Annotated in this window: 16 protein-coding genes and 1 pseudogene; 3 read left to right on the top strand and 14 right to left on the bottom strand. The window is 67.8% G+C overall.

Annotation, left to right across the window (positions count from 1 at the left end):
* Positions 1–512 precede the first annotated feature (512 nt).
* The 3 genes and pseudogenes from ACIP9X_RS19415 to ACIP9X_RS19405 all read left to right on the top strand — a co-directional run.
* A complete protein-coding gene (locus ACIP9X_RS19415; protein WP_400481393.1) occupies positions 513–740 on the top strand; it encodes a hypothetical protein in 228 nt (75 codons plus the stop codon).
* Between the two features lie 299 nt (positions 741–1,039).
* The gene (locus ACIP9X_RS19410) at positions 1,040–1,279 is read left to right on the top strand and encodes a response regulator transcription factor (protein WP_400481392.1); all 240 of its coding nucleotides are present in this window, start codon (positions 1,040–1,042) and stop codon (positions 1,277–1,279) included.
* A pseudogene (locus tag ACIP9X_RS19405) lies at positions 1,225–1,506 on the top strand (excalibur calcium-binding domain-containing protein); the annotation flags it as partial. The gene ACIP9X_RS19410 and the pseudogene ACIP9X_RS19405, both read left to right, overlap by 55 nt.
* A gap of 30 nt (positions 1,507–1,536) precedes the next feature.
* On the opposite strand, the gene ACIP9X_RS19400 reads toward ACIP9X_RS19405, so the two are convergent.
* The 14 genes from ACIP9X_RS19400 to ACIP9X_RS19335 are packed head-to-tail and all read right to left on the bottom strand — an operon-like array spanning position 1,537 to position 18,145.
* Positions 1,537–5,799, bottom strand: coding sequence for a hypothetical protein (locus ACIP9X_RS19400; protein WP_400481391.1), 4,263 nt, complete (start codon positions 5,797–5,799; stop codon positions 1,537–1,539).
* A gap of 13 nt (positions 5,800–5,812) precedes the next feature.
* A complete protein-coding gene (locus ACIP9X_RS19395; RefSeq protein WP_400481390.1) occupies positions 5,813–6,397 on the bottom strand; it encodes a hypothetical protein in 585 nt (194 codons plus the stop codon).
* A 3-nt stretch (positions 6,398–6,400) separates the two neighbouring features.
* Positions 6,401–7,813 carry a hypothetical protein gene (locus ACIP9X_RS19390; RefSeq protein WP_400481389.1) on the bottom strand — a complete coding sequence of 471 codons (1,413 nt, stop codon included), beginning with the start codon at positions 7,811–7,813 and terminating at the stop codon, positions 6,401–6,403.
* 32 nt (positions 7,814–7,845) lie between these two features.
* Positions 7,846–8,328: a hypothetical protein gene (locus tag ACIP9X_RS19385; RefSeq protein WP_400481388.1), complete on the bottom strand. Its 483-nt coding sequence runs from the start codon at positions 8,326–8,328 to the stop codon at positions 7,846–7,848.
* A complete protein-coding gene (locus ACIP9X_RS19380) occupies positions 8,321–11,395 on the bottom strand; it encodes a LamG-like jellyroll fold domain-containing protein (protein ID WP_400481387.1) in 3,075 nt (1,024 codons plus the stop codon). The genes ACIP9X_RS19385 and ACIP9X_RS19380 overlap by 8 nt, the downstream gene beginning before the upstream one ends.
* Positions 11,392–12,708, bottom strand: coding sequence for a baseplate J/gp47 family protein (locus tag ACIP9X_RS19375; RefSeq protein ID WP_400481386.1), 1,317 nt, complete (start codon positions 12,706–12,708; stop codon positions 11,392–11,394). The genes ACIP9X_RS19380 and ACIP9X_RS19375 overlap by 4 nt, the downstream gene beginning before the upstream one ends.
* A 3-nt stretch (positions 12,709–12,711) precedes the next feature.
* Positions 12,712–13,188 (bottom strand): hypothetical protein, encoded by a 477-nt coding sequence (locus tag ACIP9X_RS19370; RefSeq protein ID WP_400481385.1) that lies wholly within the window; start codon positions 13,186–13,188, stop codon positions 12,712–12,714.
* Complete coding sequence (locus tag ACIP9X_RS19365; protein ID WP_400481384.1) at positions 13,185–13,529, bottom strand: hypothetical protein; 345 nt, start codon at positions 13,527–13,529, stop codon at positions 13,185–13,187. Before ACIP9X_RS19365 ends, ACIP9X_RS19370 begins: the two co-directional genes overlap by 4 nt.
* Positions 13,529–15,214 (bottom strand): hypothetical protein, encoded by a 1,686-nt coding sequence (locus tag ACIP9X_RS19360; protein WP_400481383.1) that lies wholly within the window; start codon positions 15,212–15,214, stop codon positions 13,529–13,531. Before ACIP9X_RS19360 ends, ACIP9X_RS19365 begins: the two co-directional genes overlap by 1 nt.
* Positions 15,211–15,594, bottom strand: a complete 384-nt coding sequence (locus ACIP9X_RS19355) for a hypothetical protein (RefSeq protein WP_400481382.1) — start codon at positions 15,592–15,594, stop codon at positions 15,211–15,213. Before ACIP9X_RS19355 ends, ACIP9X_RS19360 begins: the two co-directional genes overlap by 4 nt.
* A 21-nt stretch (positions 15,595–15,615) precedes the next feature.
* Complete coding sequence (locus ACIP9X_RS19350; protein ID WP_400481381.1) at positions 15,616–16,119, bottom strand: hypothetical protein; 504 nt, start codon at positions 16,117–16,119, stop codon at positions 15,616–15,618.
* The gene (locus tag ACIP9X_RS19345) at positions 16,116–16,295 is read right to left on the bottom strand and encodes a hypothetical protein (RefSeq protein ID WP_400481380.1); all 180 of its coding nucleotides are present in this window, start codon (positions 16,293–16,295) and stop codon (positions 16,116–16,118) included. Before ACIP9X_RS19345 ends, ACIP9X_RS19350 begins: the two co-directional genes overlap by 4 nt.
* A gap of 3 nt (positions 16,296–16,298) precedes the next feature.
* A complete protein-coding gene (locus tag ACIP9X_RS19340; protein WP_400481379.1) occupies positions 16,299–16,691 on the bottom strand; it encodes a hypothetical protein in 393 nt (130 codons plus the stop codon).
* A gap of 14 nt (positions 16,692–16,705) precedes the next feature.
* Entirely contained in the window at positions 16,706–18,145 is a 1,440-nt protein-coding gene (locus ACIP9X_RS19335) for a hypothetical protein (protein WP_400481378.1), read from the bottom strand.
* Positions 18,146–18,287: the final 142 nt, after the last annotated feature.

Here is an 18,287-nt window from a genome sequence, read left to right as displayed (position 1 = left end):
GCCCCGCACCACCGAACTCGCGGCCCTCCTGCCCCCCCCCCAATACGCCGCCGCCCCGCCCGCCCGGCCCGGCTCCGGCTCCACGTCCCCCGCGCCCCCCCCCCCCCCCGCGGCACCGCCTGGGCCGATGTGCTGCGCACCGGCGAGGACGAACTCGACGGCACCCCGACCTCACCGCACCCACGAGATCATCCTCGAAGAAACAGCCTGGAACCTCCAGGACCGGGAGAACCTGCACCACCTCAGCTGGAAGGCATTCACCGAACGCTTCCAAGAACGGCACCAGCCCCGCCGCGGCCCCGCCTCCGCCGGACCTCACCGACACCGTCTTCGGGAACCCCCTCCTGGTCGCCGCGACCGCGTACCTCACCGCCCACGGCCCCGAAAGAACCATCCCGGGAACCCGCGAAGGCCTCCTCGACGGAATCCTCAACCACGAAGCCGGCCACTGGACCCGCAGCGCCGACCGTCCCTCTGGCACGGATGCAACTGTTACCAGCCGTGCCGCTGCCATGGCCGCCCTCGCCGGTGCCGACAACGAAACTGAAGCAGCAGGGCTCCTCCACCACCTGCCCGACCTCCAGGACGCACCCACCGGGACCCGGATGGCCTGGGCACGCTGGTACCAGCGCTCCTACCCCGGCCCCCGGTTCTGGAACCCCCTCGAACCCGACCTCCTCGGCAGCACCTCATCGCAACCATCGACCCCGCACGCGGCCCCAACACAGCCCAACCCCTGACCGCCATCGCCCGCATCGCCGCCACAAACCAAACCCTGGACACCTACCCAGGCTTCACCGCCGCGGCAGCGGCAGCCCTCCCAAACACCCTCCCCAGCTCACCCGCACGGACAGCAACGAAGCCGTGATCCCCCGGACCGGCTTGCCCGCCGGGCCGCACTCTCCGCCGCCCTCGCCCAGGCTGTGACCGCCCTCAGTCCGCACCTCGGTGACGTCACCGAATCCCTCAATGCCCTCCCCCAACGCTCAGTCCCGCACCTGAACGCTCTGGCCCTCGCCCTCACCCGGCACCACGCCTCATGGCTACGAACCCGTACCAACCCAAACACCACTGCCCTCGACCACCTGCGCTCACCCGAAGGGAGATGCAGGTTCTGGTTCTCCTTGCCGAAGACTGTGATGTCCGCACCACGGCAAGGAACCTCAACATCACCGTGAATACGTACCGGGGCTACGTGAAATCGATACTGAGCAAGCTGGACTCATGCACGCAGCTGCAGGCAGTAGCATCAGCGAGGAAACTGCAGCTGCTGGCTTGACGACGTCAAGTGACGCGGACCAAGCCGGCCCCACGCCACCACCTCGACGGCCTACCCGATCGAGACCCGGTCCACCCAGTCCCCCACCCCGGCACGGCTCCGGAGCCGGTGCCGGCACGGACCCGCGATTCAGCAGCGGCGCCAGGGCCAAGGCCGCCGGCCAGGGACCCTACGTCACCGGCATCGACCCGGAGTACCACTGGTACCGCGACGGTGACGGCGACGGCATCAACTGCGAATGCCACCGGACACGGCTCCTACTCGATCCACTCGGGTTTGACCGCGGGATCCGCAGGAGCGGTCATTCCTGGCTCCCACTTGGCCCTCCAGCCGTGCGGTATCTCGAGGATCTTGAACATCTCCGCCTCCGTTCCTGCCATCTCCCTGCCGATCTTCTCAATCTCCTCGACGAGCGCGGCGCCTCTCTTTCCGTACAGCCGTCGGGTCAGCGTGTACGCGTACTCCTTCTTCTTGCCGGCATGGATGTAGGAGAGATGCAGGCGGGTCAGCTCGGGGTTGGCGGTTTTCCAGCTACCGGCGAGGAAGACGCCGTTGCTCGCCTCGTTGATGCCGCATCCCGCCTGCGCGAGGCGTTCGCGCAGCCAGTCCAGCCCCGGCTGGAAGTCGTTCTCAGGGACGATGTGGTGCGCGTGGGAGCCGGGCGACGGCAGGCCGTCGCGAGCGATTAGCGAGGCCCGCAACGCCTTGCTGCCAGCGGTTTCCACCACGTCCCTCAAGGGCTCCTCCAAACCGTCTTCGTCTAGGCGTGGGGGTTTGCGCTTGACCTTGTCGATGGTGACGCCCTCGGTCGTGGCCAGCTCCTTCTCCGAATAAACCCCCAACGGAGCATCGTCACCGGACAGCATCTCCTCGAGCTCCGCGATCCGTTCTCGGAGCTTGCCCTTCGGCACGTGTTCCAGAAGTTCCTCCACCGCCCTGTCGTTCAGGTCGGTCCTGTGCTTGGCCAAGAACTCGCCGAACGCCCTGACCTCCTCCGGGGTGTAGTGTTCTAGCAGTCTTGCGACCTGGCGTGCGAGAACGGCCGAGAGCTTTTGTCGAGTGCCCATGAAGGCGCGCAGGTCATCCTTGGTGAACCCCTTGCTCGTCGCCAGCGCCTGCACGATCTCGTCGAGCGTGGCGGGCTCGGGTGCGACGGGCAGGGGCTCCGGCGGCTTGGCCGCCGCCTGAGCTTCCTCGAGGACCTGCGCCGGGCTCCGGCCCGCAGCCTTCTCCAGCGCCGCTGCCCGTTGCGCCTCGGACAGTTTGGCGAACTCGTCGCCAAACTCTCGAAGTGTTTTCCCGGAGCCATCGAGCAGCGCACGGATGTTAACCTTGGCGCCTTGCAGCTGTTCCAGCAGCGCGAGGGACGCCTCCTCTAGGGTTGCGAGCTCGGCGAGCCTTCCGGCTTGGGCGATCTCGGCCAGTAGCGGCTCCTGCGTCCTGTTGAGGACACCGAGCACGTCTCGTAGCGGCCGCCTCGTTTCCAGGGCCCGTTGCAGCAGGGCGTCGACCTGGCGCACGTTACCGAGCCGCAGCAGCCGCTTCAGGCCGTCTGCTGCCGCCCCGGTGAGCTCGGTGCCGTACAGCTCCAGAAGGGACTGGTAGGCGCGGGACTCGTACTCCTTGCCCAGCGCCTTCAGGACGCCGGTGACCTGTTGCCGGAATCCCCGCGTGATCGCCTGGCCGGCCGGGTGCTGGACGTTCTGGGCGATCGCTGACTCGACCCCTTCGGCGCCCTTCAGCAACAGTGCCGTAAGCTCGCGCAGCGACTTGCCGGTCCCAAGGAGGGCTCGGGCTGCCTCCACGGCCGTTGAAGCCTTCTCGAGCGCCAGGCGTATCGGAGGGGCGAGGATCGGCACAGCGAGGAACTCGAACGCGAGCGTCACAGCGAAGCCCATCTTGAACCGATCCCAGTACTTCTCGGGCTTCGACCAGCCCTGGCAATGCGAGTAGTGCAAGAGGTCTTCACCGAATTGGTAGGCGGCCTCCATGGCGCCAGCGCCGGTGGCGGAGGTGAAACCACGCAGGCCGTACACGAGCCACTTGGTGGCGACCTCGCTGACCAGATTCCTGGTGACGAGCCGACCGGCGGCGAAGCCGCCGAGCTGTTTGACCGCTCCGGACAGGACCTTGAACCCGACGGCGTCCAGCTCTCCCTTCAGGGCGGCCCCGAGATAGCCCTCGATGCTTCGGTCGTCCACGTCGGTGGTGAAGTGGTAAATGAGGACCTGCATCCCAACGAAGAAAAAGAGCTGGCCGAGCGTGGCGACGCCAAGCTCGATGATCATCACGCCGCCGATCACGACCGTCTGGGCCATCACGAAGATGGTAAGAGCGCGCTCGAGGTGCTTGACGTGGTAGGAGGTGAGGTAGGCCTCGAACGCCGACGGCAGGCCAACGATCACGTCCCCGGCCGGCACCCACGGATTGTCCCCGACCTTCTGCACCGGCTGGTAGTGGACATAGATTTCGTCTACCCCGGCCTCCCGCCGCTGCTCGAGCTTCAGGACGCGGATCGACTTGACGAGCGTGACCTTGACCAGATCATCTTCGGTCAGCGGCGGAAGCTCCTTGGCAGCCTCTTGGGTGGCCCGTTGGAGCAGCTCCTCGCGGGTCATCCGCTCGCCCGGTTTGCAGATCATGCGCGCGAGGAGCTCGGAGACTTTTTTGCGCGTCGGCTCGCGGAGCCGGTCCAGGATCTCGGGTTTCGGCTGGAGGACCCGCCCGTACTCGCTGTAGTACGAGTCCACCTCCGCGACTACGCCTGTCTTGTGGTCGCTGCTTCCGTTGGCGGCGCGCACCTTTCGCTCCGGATCACGCAGGAGCCAGACCTCTTGGTTCGCCACGTCGTAGTAGCCGTCCAGGACACCGCGCGCCAAACGCTCGATGTCATGCACCACGTCGGAGAACCTGGCGTCGCCGTCGGCGAGCTTGACAATCATCCGTTTGTAGGCAGTGTACGTCGACGGCAGCGCCCGCACCGCCGCCACGAAGGCGTCGAGGGTGCCGCGGTGATTCAGCTCCTCGAGGAGGAGCGCGAAGAGGTCAGAGTTGAACTTTCTGCTCCAGCGCGCGATGAAGTCGAGGAGCGCGTGGTTGCGGTCCATCCCGAGCCAGGCGCTGTTCTCCTTCCGGAGGATGACGTGCACCGTCTCGGCCTCTGCGGCAATGAAGCCGGCGTTCGCCGTGCGAAGGATCTGCTGACGCAGGCTGCCGAGGAGCGGTGTCAGGTTCGCACCCGCGGCGCCGGGGGGCCAGAAGCCGGCGGCCGGACCGCGCCCGCGGCCCGGATTGGCGGCGGCCAGAGAGGCTACGAACGGTCCCAGTGTGGATCCGAGGCCGGCCACCCGCGGATCCGTGTATGGCACGACAGCGCCCATCCGAACGAGGAACATGTCGCGCCGGTATCCGGCGAACAACGCGGCCAGAGAGCGTTCGTGCGTTGGCCGCCGGACCGTGAACGGCGTGACGGCCACCCGCACTGGCACATCAGGTGCGGTCCGCAGTGCGGCGGCCCGGTCCAGGCCGGCCTCCCTAGCGAAGTCCTCCGCAGTGCCAAGCGCGACCACGTCGCGGAGCGGGACGTCGACCCCGTGGACGTCGCCCAGCTCGACGACGCCGCCGATGGTGAGGTTCGGAAGCGGTAGGAAGACCGACAACGCCCAGGCTCCTGGTCGCAGGATCGTCTGGATGTCACCCCGTGCCGGCCCGGGCCGCTCCTCGGAGAAGCCGCGCAGGGTGAAGTCCGGGATTCGGGTGGCGACCCGGTGGTCGCGGTCGGCTTGCGCGATCAACTCACGCAAGGCACCCCACCCGTGAATCGCCCAGACGAACTCGGGGGACTTTCGGGTCACGCCGAACCTGCCCTGGACCTCGGCGGCGAGCCCCGTGAACTCTCGTTCGCTCCGGACCTCAGTGACCCAAGCTGTTGCTCGTGCCAGCTCGTCGAGGATCGGGAAGTAGAGATCCATGGGGTCGATCGGGGCGGCGGATGCGTCTCGTAGGTTCCGTGCGAATTGCGCGCGGATCTCGAAGAATCGGCGTGGGGTGATGCGGAAATCCACCGCGATCCGGATCTTCCAGGACTCCGTCTGGACTGACACTGCGGTCAAGTGGGCTGCAGCGCGGCGCGGAGCTGTGGGCGCGGATGCCGGTGAGGTCGCCACGGCCGAGCCCAGCGGCAGCGATTGCGACCGGGCGGCCTGCTGGATTGCCTCCGTGAGACGGCTGACCAGCTTGGCCCAGTCGTCGGGGGCGACCTCGCCCTTGGCCAAGTGCGGAGGATGGAGGATCACTCCGCCACCGACCACGTCGGCCGCAGGAAGCGCCTTCCGCGCGCGGTCGAAGGCGCGGCCCAAAGCACCGGCAACGGCGTCGTCGAGGCCTTCGGCGGCCACCAGGTCGCGCGAGTCACAGCGCAGACGGATGGGAAACGTGAGCGAACGCTCGTGGCCGGCCTCGGGCTGCGGGGCGACGCGCCGGACTGCCGGCGTGTTCGCCTCAGTGCCGCTCTGGCTCAAGCCCCGTCTCCCATTACACCGGCCTCATCGGCTCGCCCCATCGGCTTACTCCTGCTCGCCCAAGATCGGCCCGGGGACACTGTTCTGTCGCTAGGCGGGCCTTGCGCGATGCCACGCACCCACAGGCCCCGCAGATGTGGTTGTCGCTGGCTCCGGCGATGGCCACCTTGTAGACCCACTTGGTCGGCGGTTCGATCAGCTCCGGGCACGCGGCGCACGCCGCCATCCGGCGCTCGTAGGTCTCCTCGTCGACGGTCCGGAAGCCTGACGACGTCCAGCGGTTGAGTGCCTTGCCTGCTTCGATGACCAACGCTGCCGTGGACTGGTGCCTGGGCGGCGACAGGTGTTCAGTATCGTCGTCCAGCGCGGTGTCGCCGGTCAGCTCGTAGGCCTGGTTGTCGGGGTGGTGCATCAGTTCCTGGAGGCGAGGCTGGTTCCCGCGGAAGGCCAGCAGGACGAAGCAGTACCGGTCGTCCACCAAGGCGCGGCGCAGCACGGGTGCCGGGAGTGGCTCTGACAAGCCGACGTACTCGGCCGCAGCGGATCTCGCTTGGTCCCACTCCAGTCCCGTGAGCTGCTCCTCCAACTCTTTCAACATGGGTCAGTCCTCCCGCTTGTCGGGCGCGGCGCACTCGGGCACCGGCATCATGGTCATTGCGGCGACGTAGGCCTCGAGGCGGCAGTCCAGGGAGGGCTGCTGGCAGCGGTCGTCCGGGTTCCCCTCGGCGGCGGGTTCGTCGACGTACCTGAAGAGCGTTCTGATCTCGCCCACGCCCTGCTCGCACATCGCCGGGAAGAGGGAGTGCGGCCAGATCTGTCTCAGGTTGTTGATGGCCGCATGGTCTGCTTCTCCTACACACTCGGCACCGGTGTGATAGGCCAGCGCGTGGGCCAGGACCAGCGCGATCCCTGCCTCGGTGAGGTCCTTGAGGCGAAGCAGTCCGCCGGTGAGGACGACGAACCGCTGCCGTAGCTGTGTCCATGCGAAGGCGGTTGGCAGGTTGTTGTTCCAGTCGATCAGCATGACGACGTCGTGTTGCACGGGCCTGGCCATGTACAGGATCTTGTCCGCCACGGTGATGCGGAAGGTGTTGGTCGAGGAGAACTTCGGCGCGGCCTCAAGCAAGTTCCGGGCTTGCGCCTCGCCCAGGAAGGCCTTCGCGTTGGCGGGGATGGTTATCATCGCCCGGGGCGGTTCCAGGGCCGTGGGGTCGAGGTGGATCCCGGCCTCCTTGATCTCTTCCAGGAACTCTCGTGTCACGGTGTAGCGCGACAGGTACTCCTCACTGCCGGCCACGGGGACGTCCGGCTCGAAAACCGTCCCGTCGACGACCTTCTCGTCGCGCAGGCCCCCTCGGCTGACCGGGCGCTGCACGGACAGGTCGGCGGTGACGACGCCGTAGGAGTTGAGCAGGTGCCCCTCGAGATCGTAGCCGTCGAACGGGCCCAACTCGATAGAGTGCACACCGACGGACAGCGCTTTGGTGACCGGGCCGATAATCTCGGCCTCACCTCCATCAGCACGACGCAGACGGTCACCTGGCACCAGCACCTCGGCCGTTTTGAGCAAACCCGAGTCCATCAGGAACAGCGTGTCGTCGGTCACCTGGAGGAGCCGGATATCGCCCTCGTCGTAACGGTAGACGACGTTCAGGACCGGATACGCGGGCTGCTGGGTCTGCATGCCCGAGGCGAACGAAACCGTCACGGGTTGCCACACCAGGCTGGGCCCGGCCGCGAGGACCGCGTCGCCAGTGCGGATGTCCTGGACCTTGAAGAAGACTCCGGGCTGCACCTCGATTGGGGTCTCATGGCCATAGCAGCTGCAACAACACGCGCACTGCTTGGGCGGGTTGCCGGTAAAGAGGATGTAGGCGTCGTTAGGCTGGTAGCCGTTGAGATTACAGTGACTGTCCACGGTCTGCTGGACCGCGGCGCAGACGTCGTCCCCGCACCAGACGTTTGCCGGGGGCGGAGAGCTATTGACGTTATCGATGCACTTCTGCGTCGGCATGGCATGTTCTTTCTTGTAGTGAAACGGATTGGTCAGGCGTCCATCTCGAGGCGCAGCACGCGGACCGAGACGGTAATGGCGATGGGCCTCTGATGCCGGAGGCGAAGGAGGCGAGCGATCATCGGGGCAGCCCCCGTGTCCGCCGCAAACGCGATTTCCTCCCAGGTCACCTGCGCGTTCAGGAACGCCGCACCTGGTCGCACGCTCACGAAGTGGAAGGCATGACTGGTTACAGGCAGCAGGCCCCCGAGCATTACGTCGAACGAACCTCCGGTCTGCGGGGGCCCGGCATTGAACGCCGGAATGGTGACCGTCTGGTCGACCAGCGGCTCGGCCGAAGGACGCTGCTGGAGCGCATCGCCGACTTCTGTGAGGACGTCCGACAGCTTGCCGAGGTCGATCGCTAGGGCCCGAAACCGGGCGTTGAACCCGTTCGGTCCACCGGCCTGCACCCGGTCCCGGTTGTCCACGTAGTCGGAGTGGTGGAACGTCGGGGTGAACGAGATGTCAGACATCCTTGAGGTCCTTTCGCAGTTGTTCCTTACGTAGTTGCGCGGTGGAGCGGTGTACCCGGAACTTGGGGTACGTGTAGGCGGGGTCCAGCGAGGACTGGCCGGCCAGCTCCACCACGGCAGAACGGATGTCGCGGGTCAGCACCTCGACGCCAAGCGGATGCAGCGCGTGGACGACGTTCATGATCAGGTCGTACTGGTCGCGAGTAATCGTCGCCCCGGCGGGCACCGCACTGCTGAGCCGAACCCGCATGGCGTATGGCCCGGTCGCGCCCGCATCGCGGAACGCGGCTTGCACCCATACGCGGCCGGCCAGGCGGCCCGTCAGGAGCAATTCCGGCAGGGCCGGGCTGGTAACGTCTGCCATCCCGGACGTCGGGCTCAGGGACCCGGTGGACCAGTGCAAGCGAGTGGTCGCCGAGACCGCGCCGGGCTCGGGAACCACCTTAAGCGTGATGCTCTTGCCTTCCTCGACCATGTCCGGCCCGCTCACGACGACCAGGTCCTCGCCACGGTGCAGCACCTTGACGTCGACCCCCTGGACCGAGACCCAGCTGAACCCGGCTGCGTGCGCCAGCGCCGCCAGCCGGCTCGCAGGCACCGACGAGTGCCTCATGGTGAGCGAGCGCCCCTGTCCGGCAAGCGTCGGCGGACCGGCGAGCTCCGGGACGAACGCCGACGTCAGGGTGAGCGTGCCCGTGAGCCCCCCGAGCAGTGCACGCAGCCGGTCGGCCGTTCCGGGCTGCATCCGGCCCGCGTTCACCGACGCGAGGGTGACCTGGGGGTGCGTGAAGCTCAAGAGCAGGGCGGGGTCGAACCGCTCGGCCGGCTGTCCCGCCACATCGGCGCCCGCCCCCAGCGTGCCATCGGCGGCGATCGATGACCCGTCGGCCAGGGTCACCGGCAGTACGCGGACGGCAACCGACGCCGTGGCCGAGAACTCGCCGTACACCACGTCGACGGTCACCAGGGCCTCACCCGGCGACAGCCCGTCTACGGTTGCTTGTCCGTGGGACGCGGTCACCCGCAACGCGCCGTTGGTCACGGACCAGCGGACCTCGCCGGATGCGGGCGGCGCGGGCAAGGCCGTGAGGGTGACCGTCGCACCGGCGTCCACGGTGACGACGTCGTCCGTACTCGCCGCACCCTGCTCCCCGACGACGATCGGCATGCCTGGGGCGCATGACGCGTACACACCGGCCGAGCCCGGCAACGTACGCACCAGCAGGAAGCCCGCTCGGTGTGCGAGCGCCGCGAGCCGGGGCGACGCGATTGCGGGATGCCGCAGTACGACGCCCCGGCCTGCCGCGCGCGCGTCGGGTGCGTCCGGTGTCCACGCACTAAAGATCCGCAGGCGACCCGCTGCCTCGGCGATGACGAGGACACGCAGCCGGTCGACCATCCGCGACAGCGGCGGCTGCATCAGATGAGGGTCGCCGGAGTCCGCCGGGCCGTAGTCGACGTCGGGCTCGTCGTGCCGGAGCAGCAGCACCGGATCGATGGCATGGTCGTCCGCGTCGCCGTACAGCTCCTCTTCCGAGTCCACGCCGCGCCGACCGGCAGCGTCGATGCTCTCGCCCACCGCGAGCGCGGCGGGGACCACCCGGATCACCCGGTGACCGCGGTCGGCGGGGGTGTCGACGTCGTCGACGACCAGCGGGTTCGTGATGCCGCTGACCGTGCCGACCGCGTCGTTGAGCACCGCGGTGAGGGCGCCTGGAGTGGGTAAGGTCCAGCGCTGGAAGATCCGCAGGCGGCGGCGGTAGTGTTCGTCGTCCTCACCGAGTGCGGGTGCGAAGGTTCGGCGCGCCACCCGGCTGATGTGCGCCTCGTCCACCGTTGCGTGCAGCGCCGCTGCGGTGCCCGGGCCGATCACCAGGGGCTGCGTAACGGTGAGCCCGCCGAGTTGATCGGTCGACTGCAGGTCGGCCCGTATGCCGTCCACCCAGAGCGAGGCGGAAGCCTCGGACCGCTCGAGCACCAGAGCGACGTGGGTGAACCGATCGGTCGGCAGCGATCGACCGCTATGCAACACCACCTCCAGCGTGCCGTCGGAGACCGTGGCGCGTATGGTCCGGGGCAGCCCGCGGCCGAACTCGCCGAGCTCGATGAGCCAGCCCGCACCGGCCGCGCCACGGCGGCCGAGAACCCGTGCCTCGGACTGGGTCGTCTCAGGTCTGATGAAGCACTCGGCGGTCAGGTCAGTCGTCGCGGGAGTGTTGAAAGCTGCGTTGGAGGCGACGGTGATGGCGCCGGTACCGGAGAACGCGACGGCAGTGCCGTACCGCCCGCGGGCACCGAGGGTGGCGGTCCCGGAGAGCGCGCCGTGATGCGGCGTGCGGCCCGGGAAGCGACCCGCGAAGTCCTCGGCTCCACCAGCTGCGCCCGGCGCGTCGTCGAGGTGGTAGAGGGCGATGGTGTCGTCGTCGACGGAGTACGCCAGCGGCGGGAAACGCGGGACGGCGACACCGGCGCCGATCAGGTCGAGGCTCAGGCCAACGGCAGTCTCGAGCTGCCGCTGGGCCGCCGTCCGGGCGATCTCGCGGCGCAGGAGGTCGCGTTCGGCACCGAGCACCCAGAGCAGGCGCGCGGTGTTGCCAAGCAGCGCGCTGAGTGCCCAGTCGCTCGCGACGGCGCCGGGCACGGTGGTGAACCCCGTCCCAGTACGACGAGCGACGGTGATGCGGCGGAGCCGCGCGGAATCGGTGGCACCAGCCGGGAGGCTCATCAGCACCGACTCCCCGGCGAGGGTGCCCGCCGGGAGCATCACGGTCGCATCGGCCGTGCCGGCGGGCAACGCCGGGTCCGCCACTAACACGGTCACCTGCACGTCACGATCTAGGTCGCGCATCGCCCGCACCACGTACGACGGGATCGGCGCGCGCCCATAGCGGGCGACGTGATCGGTAAAGTCGTAGGTGGTGACATCGGCAGAGCCCGGCGTGGCGTCCGTCAGCGCCAGGTGCAGCACAGCACCGCCGGCTTCGAAAGGGGCTGTGAGACGCCGGGACATCCTCCCGGCCGCCCCGCGGGCGACCGAGATGAGTTCGAGGGCTGCGGGCAGTGTCACGGCATCACCAGCTCGATGTCGTGCAAGTTGGCGTCGTCGCGGAACACCGGCAACTCCGTGGGACCCATCAGCAGGTTCTGCCCGACAGCGGCGTCCACCGTGGTGGTGTGGAACACCACCTCACCGAAAGTGATTCGGCCGAACGCTGCCGGGTGGCGACGCAGGTGCAGCCGCTGGACGTCGACCACGCCTTCGACCTCGACGACGGTCCGGACCACCTGGCTGTACAGCACGTCGCCGCCCAGCCGCAGGTCGCCGAGGGCCCCGGCGAGCCTTGAGCGAATGGCCCTCGCCAGTGCCGCCTCGTCCGAACCGCGCTCGACGACGACGACCGCCCGCACTCCGACGTCGATGTGGTCTGCCTCGATGACGTTCGGGTGCACCCCGGGCGGCCGGATCCGGTCCAGCACATTCTGGACGCGTTCAAAGACGCCCAATGTGCTGCCGGTCGTCCGCCAGGGCCAGCGGAACTCGCGCGCGACGACGACGTCGAAGGTGTACGGCTCACCGATGCGTCGCTCCGCGCTGAACAGCCGCTCACCGAAGGCGAACTCGTTGAAGAGGCTCTGCGACATGTCGTTGCCGCCGAGCGGGTCGGAGAGGAGCACGTCGACGACGCCGTCGACGTCGAGCACTGCCTGGCGGGCCGCCTCGGCGGTCCACAGTGTCCGGACGATCCCGAGCTGCCGGCCACGGTAAGTGTCGTCGTCCTCGCGCGCGCCGCCGCCCGAGAGGTCAGTCTCGTTGGTCACGGTGACGTCGGCGGGGCCGAAGCCGTCCAAGTAGATCGCCCGGTACTGCGGGTCGATCGCGGTGATCGAGCCGTCCGGTACATTGCCCGCGGAGCCGCGGGTCAGCGCCTGCACCGCCACGGGCAGCACGGGAGCACCGGCAGTGAGCTCGGCCATGACTGTGGTCGCAAAGGTCTGGCCGAGGGTTGGAGCCAGCAAGACGGTGCCCTCCGGCAGGAGGTACGTACGCCCCGGCAGGCCTCCGGTGAGCGTGAGGGTGACCGTGCCGGTGGCGAACAGCTCGCGCCTGTGCAGGCCGACATCGTCGCCGAGCAGGTCGAGACTGTCACCGGTCGCGGTCGAGACGTACCCGCTGTAATAGAAGTCCTCCAGCCGTTTCCAGAGCTCGGCGTCCTCCAGGGCCACGGCTTCGATCAGTTTGCCCAGGGGGCTGGTGGAGCTGAGGTCGGCCGTCAGGCCGAGGCTGGCCCACATCTGCTGGACCCGGCGCCTTGTGTCGCTCAAGATCGCGTCGAAGCCCTTGGGGATGAAGCCGTCGTGGGTCACACCGAACTGGGTCATCGCTCAGAGCTCCACATCGACCAGGACCGACGTCGTGACGTTCTGGACCGTCTCCACCGTCACCAGAATGTGCCAGAGGCGACTGCGATGGTTAGGCGAGGGCTCGCCGGCAGCCTGTAGCTGGGCCAGGAACTGCTGGTCGTCGTCGAACAGCACTTCGGCGACCTCGGACACGCGCGGGTCGGAGACCAAGGTCCGTACCACCTCCAACCGGATCAACTCTTTGACCATGCGGCGGGTCTGGCCCGTGGTGAAGGCGCGTCGGGCATCCAGCCCGTACCCGGCGTTGACGGGATCGGTGCCGAAGGGCGTGAGCAGCCGCAACGTGAGTGCCTGCTTGAGGTTCGCTAGACCGCTCACCAGCTGAGGCTCCGTACTGGCCTCGCCCGAGGCCAGTACGAGGTCACCGTTCTCCAAACGGAAGCTGGAGCCGAACAGGACGTCCGTGGCTGGGGACGGGGCGTTCACGGTGCTGCTCACAATGCCTCCAGCACGCTCTGGCCTGCCTTGCTGACCTGCCAGAGCACCGGTTGTGGGGGCACTGCGTCGGTGAGTCCATTGGCAGTCTCCAGCATCACCGACTGACCGTTCACGGTGAGCTTACTGCTCTGGCCGGCGAGGATGGAGGTCACCTTCAGGCACGGCTTCTGCCCGGCGTTCGCGTTGGTGTTCGTGCAGCCCGAGACGGTCGCGGCCAGCACGTCTGCCTCGACCAGCACGGGCGATCCGCCGACAGTGAGCGAGGACGTGGACGCCTGCACCTTCAGCTCGCCTTGGTGTGCACAGACGAGCCTTGCGTTGGTGGTCAGCACGGCCGGCATCACGACACCTGGACCTTGGCGCCGTCGAGCTTGACCGACACCTGCCCGTTAGTGAGGGTCAGCGTCTTCTGGCTGGTCGTGATGCTGAGCTCCCCCTTTGCCGAAATCTCGATCTTGGTTCCGGACTGGTGCTCGATCGTGACGGTGTCCTCGGCCGGCACGCTCGGCCGGACGCCGACGTTCGGCAGCTTCGTGCCGCCCACCAGCACGTGCAGGGCACGCGCCTGCACGACCCGGTGGCCCTTTGCGTCGGTTAGGTCGTTGACCCCCTTGCCCGTGGGAAGGCCCTCGGGATCGAGTTCGGTCGGCAGGGCGAGCCAGTGGTCACCGGGCTCGTTCGGTGGCGGCTTGTGCTCCGGCTTCCGCGACCACAGCCAAGCGCCGACGACTGCGTCGTCGACAGAACCCCGGTTGTGCGCGAGGAGTGCGCGCATCCCGGGGTAGATCGGCGTCACGAGGCCGACGTTGTGGAACGCGAACGATGACGCGATCGGCTTGGCATGGAGCTTCACGTCGTCGCTGACCGGGCTCCCGACGCTCGGGGTGGACACGTCCGGTTCCGCAGGCTGGCCGTAGTCGAGGTCGACCAGATGTTTGCCGGCTTTGCCCGACTGGTAGGCCGACACCTTGCCGACGTCAATGGAAGGGTGGTCGGTGCGGCCACGCTCGACCACGTCTCGGACCCGGTCGACGACGCTCTGTACCCCGCCCGAGATCCGAGCGCGCTGGCCCGGGCCGACGGCGGTGAGTATAAGCTTGCACGTGTAGCCGGTGGTGGTGCCGTACGTGTGCGAGACCTGGCTGATCCGAAGCGGGCCGGCGGGTACGGCGTCCAGGCCGGAGACCGTCACGCTCTGCCCGGCCCTCAGCTCGGGGTGGCCGAGGACGGTGACCTCCAGCCCGGTGGACACGGTTGGCTTCGCGTCCTTGTCGAGGCTCGCTGGGGCCGCCGGGTCGTCGCTCTGGGTGTTCCCGCGAGAGACCAGGTTCAGCTCGGGGTCGATGGCGACTGGCGCGCGGTCCCGCCCGACCGCCGCACCGAGCAGGACGGAGCCGTCTCGGACTACGATCGGGACGCCGGCGTCGGCGGCGAGCTGCCGGAGCGCCGTCAGGGTGGAGCCGGAACAGACGCTGAAGTTGCCGACGTTCCCGGGGATGGTCGAACCGGGTGCCAGGTCCACGCCGTCCGGCAGCAGGGCGCGCACCAGCTTGAGCCGGGGCAGTGTGGACGGCTGGTCGTGCCGGGCCGGCTTGCCGCGCAGCAGGTAGCCGGCTTCCTCCTGGCCCTCGATGACCGTTTCGGTCACCCCACCGCTCCCGATCCCCGTCGTCATCTTGGTGGCGCGACCGGTCATCACCGGGCGCGAGCCGAAGCGGGTGCTCAGGTTGTCGAAGTAGCCGAGGCCGATCGTCACCTTGAGTCCGTCCGATGAGTAGCTCGACTGGAGGTGGTCCATCGCGTTCCTGGGTAGGTCGTAGAGCGTCACCCGGAAGGTGTCTGCGGTCGCTCCTTCCCCCATTACGACGCACACCTTGGCGTCCAGGACGAGGCCACCGGCGAAGACGTCGTTGGAGACCGTCAGCGGCAGGCCAAATCCAGCGAAGGACGTGATGGCTTTGATGAGACCGCTGGCGTCGCCGGACGCCTGCTCGATGCGCACGCGGTGCCACAACACCAGATTCATGACAACGCCACCCCCGCCACCACCTCGGAGCCCCACCGGCCGAAACCGTGCAGGTTGCCCAGCGCGATCCGGATCGTGCGGAAAACAAGCGCGAGCTCACCCGCGCGGTAGACCATGCCGGGGATTACCTTGCGGCGCAGCAGCGTCACGTCGCTAACCGATCCTTCCTGTACCACCGTCACGGCCAGGAAGGCGCCGTCTCCGGGCAGGCTCACCAGGGCGCTGAGGCCATCTGGGGCCGCGACGTCCGGCAGGACCTCCTCGGCGATGGTCACCTGAAGGCCGACGATGTAGTTGCGGCCGTCGAAAGACAGCCGGAACGACTGCGGAAAACCCTCGTCGGGGTTCACCGGCAGACGCAGGAATCTTGATTCTGTCATCTGGTCTCCAGGTGGGTGTGCTTACAGCGGCGGGCCAGGGATGCGGGGCGCCGGACTGGGCGCTGGCGCGGCGGCGGACGTCGCCGTGCCCACGGCGAGCGCCATGTCCGCCACCTCGCCGGCGAGGGCCGAGAGGTTGGATCGTGGTACGTGCTGAAGGCTCAGCGACACGTCGAGTGCCTCTCGCTTCGTTGTGCTGTGGGTGATCCGCAGGTCGGTGATCTGCATGTCCAGGCTGATCGTCATGCCCGACACCACCGGGATACCGGCCACACCAAGCAGCGGCGCGGCGGCCGCGGCCAGCGCCCGGCTGGTCAGTGCCATCGCCTCGAGCGCCTTCTTGACGAGCAGGCGTTCCGGTCCGATCAGGACAGCCTCGATCGCGATGGTCTTCACGGTCGGCTGGGTCGCCTGGGACCAGCGGCTGCCCATAATCCGCTCGATCCTGTAACCCTGGTTCATCGTCATGCTCTGCACGTGGAACAGCGGGACGGAGCCGACGAGCACGGGTGGGTTGCCGTTCATTGCCGGCTCGCCAGCTCGCGGTCGAATTCGGCGAAGACCTCAGCCACGACCCGGTGCACGAGGGTGTCGTCGGCGTCCCCGACTACCTCGATCTCTACTGGGAAGTAGTAATTGACCGCGGCGCCGTCCACGGCCGGCGCCCGGACTTGCGGTTGGTCAGTCTCTTCAGCGGCCACAGCTCAGTCCTCCATGGTGGCGGTCAGCGCCATGCAGGTGAAGTTCGCCTGCGGCACACCGTCGATGACGATGTTGCTGGGTGAAGCGGAGGTGACCATGCACCGTGCGAACTTAATGGCGTTGAAGGCCCAGTCGGTGCCGCGCTTCTCCGCCACCGTGATCGCGAACTCCGTGCCGGTGACCGCCAGTTCCGTGAGGTCGGCGACAGTCTGCGCGATCGCCGGTACGGTCAGCGTGAAGGTGAAGGTGAACGGCTGCCGCACGTACCCAGTGCCGTCCTGCTCTAGGCTGTGGATCACGGTGTGCGGGACGTTGAAGGTGGGCGTGAAGTTCGAGATCGGGGTGATCGTACGATCACCGAGCTTTACCTCGAGGCGCGTGTTCCAGTCGGCCATGGTGGTTGCTCCTCCTACACAAACTTGAGCGTGATGGACAGTCGATGGATCGCCCCTGCGTAGTCCACAGCGATCAGAACCTCGACCACGCGCTGGCTCTGCGCGTTGTTGATCTGATTCAGCTCCGCCGCCGTCAACGTGTTCGGGTCCTTGTCGAGCAGCACCTTCATCGGCGTCGTGATCTCGAAGCCTTCGATCACCTCACTCTGGACCAGCGGCTGCAGCACCGCTTCCATCTGGGCCTCCAGCGCCCGCAGTCCAGTGCGGCTTACCCGCACCGCGCCGATGGTCTTGATGAGCTGCGCCTTCACCCGGAAGGAGACGTCGTCGATGGTGCGAACGATGTCGATGTATTTCTTGCCGCCGGGATTGCCCGTGTAGCCCTCGCCCAGATAGGTCCCGCGACCGGGAATCAGAACTGGGTCGACCAGCCAGTTGACGCCATTGCCGGCCGGGCCGCTTGCGAACGTCTCGGTGCCGTTGATCTCTGCGATCTGCGCCGGTGTGAAATCGTCATTGGTGATGTTGACAGGCTTGAGCAGCAGAGAGATGTGCGGCTCGTATCCGGCGATCACCCCGGCCAGCGCCGCGGCCGCGTCCTGGTCGCTCTTGTGGGCGATGTAGACCATCCGCTCGTTGACCAGCGCCGCGGTTACGACATTCGTCTTAGTGGCCCCCTTGGCCAGCATGGCCACGCCCATCCGCTCCTTCCCGTCGCCACCGGTGTTTGAAACGCTGATGACGTGGTTGGCAAGCTGGAGGATGGCACCAGAGGGCGCGGTCCCGCTGGTGGCGTCGAGCGGTGTGTTCGCGAGCGTGACGAGTTGCGCATCCAGCGGCGCGACCGCGTTGATGGCTGCGGTCCAGTCCGGACCGGCGGCGGTACGCACGCCGTAGACCAGCATCGGACCGGGGGTCTGCGCAAATGCCAGCGCGATGGCGTTGCCAAGGTCGCCGGGCGCGCGCCGGCGTGCCTCGCCCGGATCTGTGAAGGCGATCGGGGTGTTCGCCCGAACGATCGGCGGCTCATCGCCGAGCCGCGCGTCGCCGGTCGTGTCTTGGAACGTCGTGGTGGTGTTGTCCTCGATCGTGGCCAGCAGCCGTCCCGAGCCCGCGGCGCCGTTGGCGGCCGTTCGATAGAGCCGACGCGCCACCGTGTTGGTCGCGGCGGCCCCGGTCGGGATGGCGGTGACGTTGACTGCTTGGTTGCCGGCCGTGGTCGTTACCGTCGCCTCGGTGCCGGTCTCGGTCTCTCCTCCGGATGTCACCAGCGTCACCGCGTACCGGTAGGTACCGACCTGGAGTCCGGCGCCCGCTGCGACCGCGACCGCCGGCGCGCCCGGCGCCGGGGCGGCAGGCGAGACTTGCCCCACGACCGCGATATTGCCGAATGCACGCACCACCGGCGCGAACAGGTCGGCCACCGGGTTCACCCGGATATAGCGAACAGTCATCGTGGTCTCCTCCTTGCTCCAGAGTTCGTTCAGTGAAATTTGGCCTCAAGCTTCCGACGCAGCCGCTTCTGTTCCTCACGGCTGAGAGAGGATGGCGCGGGCGGCGCCTCTCCCCACGGGCCAGAGCCCTGTACTGCGCCGG

Origin of the sequence: Arthrobacter sp. NPDC093125 (assembly GCF_044754225.1) — a bacterium.
GTDB lineage: Bacteria > Actinomycetota > Actinomycetes > Actinomycetales > Micrococcaceae > Arthrobacter.
Note: the sequence above shows the minus strand (reverse complement) of the source record. Positions and strands in the feature narration are given on the sequence as shown.